The sequence below is a fragment of the Streptomyces sp. NPDC049577 genome, from assembly GCF_040675635.1.
Lineage (GTDB): Bacteria > Actinomycetota > Actinomycetes > Streptomycetales > Streptomycetaceae > Streptomyces.
The window spans coordinates 1-2,502 of the sequence record NZ_JBFAPH010000536.1 but is presented as its reverse complement, the minus strand read 5'-3'; the positions used below and the strand labels follow the sequence as shown (position 1 = coordinate 2,502).

1 protein-coding gene and 1 pseudogene are annotated in these 2,502 nt (G+C 72.9%); both read right to left on the bottom strand.

Features of this window, described 5'->3' with window-relative positions:
* Positions 1-1,853, bottom strand: a 1,853-nt coding sequence (locus tag AB0K09_RS32280; protein WP_366068950.1) for a galactose oxidase, incomplete at its 3' end; no start/stop codon positions are given.
* A gap of 38 nt (positions 1,854-1,891) precedes the next feature.
* Positions 1,892-2,502 (bottom strand): annotated as a pseudogene (locus tag AB0K09_RS32275) (hypothetical protein); the annotation flags it as partial.

Here is a 2,502-nt window from a genome sequence, read left to right as displayed (position 1 = left end):
AGCCGTCCGCCGCGGACGGCCGCGGTCAGGGCGATCGAGCGCTGCTCGACGTCCGTGGCGTGGGTGACCGCGCTGGGCCGCATCAGCCGGACGGCGGCCACCTCGCCGGGCACGGCACCCGGCAGCGTGACGGCGGCGCCGCGCCCGGCCTCCAGCGACCGCGTGTCCAGCGCGGGCCGGTGGTCGCGGTAGAGGTAGGGCGGTGTGTACACCTCGATGCGCTTCTCGAACTCACCGATGCGGGTGTCGTCCTTGTCGGCGAAGAGGGGGTTGGAGCCGAAGACGGCGATCCGCCCGTCGGGCAGCAGCAGCGCCTCGGAGTGGTAGTCGCGGCCGACGGTCGGCTCGGCGGCGGTGGTGAAGGTCCGCGAACGGGGGTCGTAGAACTGGGCCCGCAGGATGTCCGAGCCGTGCTTGCCGCGGTAGTCGCGGGAGCCACCGGTGGTGAAGACCCGGTCGTCGGGGGTCAGTACGGCGTTGAGGTAGCGGGTGCCCTGGGGCAGGGCGGGGCCGGGCATGTAGCGGGGGGTGTGCCGGCCGAGGTCGGCGATGGCGGTGCGCCCGGTCGACTCGTGGGACTCGCCCACCCCGCCGCCGCCGAGGATCATCACCTTCTGGTCCTGGGCCGGGGGCAGCAGCACGGAGGCGGAGGTCTCCGTCCTGTCCTGCTCGGTCAGGCCCGGCACCGGTTCGAAGGTATTGCGGTCCACGTCCCACAGACCCGGCGTCCGGCCCTTGTCGGCGGGCCCGTAGCCGGCGTTGGAGCCGGAGTAGAACAGCCGGCCGCCGCGGGTGAGGAAGAGCGCGGGATAGGTGGGGAAGTAGCGGCCGGGGGCCGGGGACCAGGTGCGGGTCGCGGGGTCGTAGATCTCGTTCTTGCCGGGGATGATCTCGCCCATGTCGTCCAGGCCGGAGACGGCGAGGACCCGGCCGTCCTTGAGGGTCACCAGGGTGGGGTACCAGCGGGCCTCGTCCATCGGGTCGACCGGGACGTAGCGCTCGGCGACGGGGTCGAACTCGTAGGTCTCGCGCAGCCCCTGGAAGTCCTTCTTGTCCAGGCCCAGCTTGGTGGCCAGACCGTAGACGTCCTGGGCCTCGTGGCCGCTGAGGCCCTGGACGCGGTACTGGTCGGCGGTGTTGGTGACGCCCTGCTCGCCCTCGACGACCGATTCCACGTACACCCGGGCCTGCGAGGCGGTGACCATGACCCGCCCGGGCTCGTCCCCGGACCGGTCGGTGATCTTCTTGGCCCGGGGGACGAGCACGGGCAGCTGCGAGCGGTACCGCTGGCCCCGGGAGCCCTCGAAGACGGTGCCGGCGGGGATGACCTTCGCGGCGTCCGGGTTCTCGTTCTTGACCACCATCGCGCCGCCGGCCCGCTCGACGTCACCGGTCAGCTTCTCGTAGCGGGCGGTGCCGCCGGCCACCAGCAGCCGGCCGTCGGGCAGTTGCGCGTGGCCGGCGCAGAACATGTCCTTGGGGGTGGGGATCTCCTTGAAGGTGCCGGCGACGGGGTCCCACAGGACGCTCTGGAAGGTGCCCGCCCGGAAGTTCCGCTCGTCGTTGCCCGAGCCGGCGATCAGCAGCACCTTGCCGGTGTGCAGCAGGGCGGCATGGATGGCGTTGATCCGGAAGCGCTCGGGGACGTCGACCACCTCCCAGTGCCCGTAGCGCTCCTTGTACGCCTGCTGGTTGATGGTGTACTCGTGCCAGGCCTGCTCGGCGAAGCCGGTGGCGGCCGGGCCGTTGGCCGCGACGAGGGCCGCCACGGCCAGCGAGCCCAGCGTCCACTTGCGGACCTTGCGGACCTTCGCGTGCGGCCAGGACTTCGGCCAGGGCCTCACCGTATCCATTCACCCTTCCCATCAGTCACCCGTGGATCAACCGTCCGTCACGAGGGCCGGCGCTGGCCGACGGGCCGCGCCGCCTCCGCCCCCGTCCCCTCGCCCGCCCCGTCGGCCTCCTCGCCCGTCCCCGTGCCGCCGGCGGTCGTGGCCACCGCCGGCACGACCGACCGGCGGTCCCGGCCGAGACCGGCCTGCCACACGGCCACCGGTGCCAGCGCGGTCACCAGGGCGAGGAAGGCCCACACCCGCATGGCGGCGTGGGCGTGGCCGAAGGCCACCGAGGCGAGCAGGCACAGGGCGAAGGCACCGGCCCACGTCAGCTGCGTGCGAAAGGTCGCCATGCAGTCGGGGCTGGCCGAATCGCCCTTGGGCGTGACCACGAAGGGCGAGCGCCGCCGCAGCAGCGCCTCGCCCAGCGAGCGCGCGTAGAGCGGCGCGGACAGGGCGGACATCACCATCCCGGCCGCGCCCGAGGAGCCGGCCGGTTCGTGGGGGCTGACGTTGTGCCGCCGGTTCCAGATGTAGAGCCCCACCTGGAGGGCGGCCGCGTCGGTGTAGAGCATCAGCCACACCTGTGACTCGACGTTGATGCCGGTCGCAGGCTGCGCGACGGCCGCGCCGAGTGGTACCGCAACCGCTGGGTGCGCTCGGACGC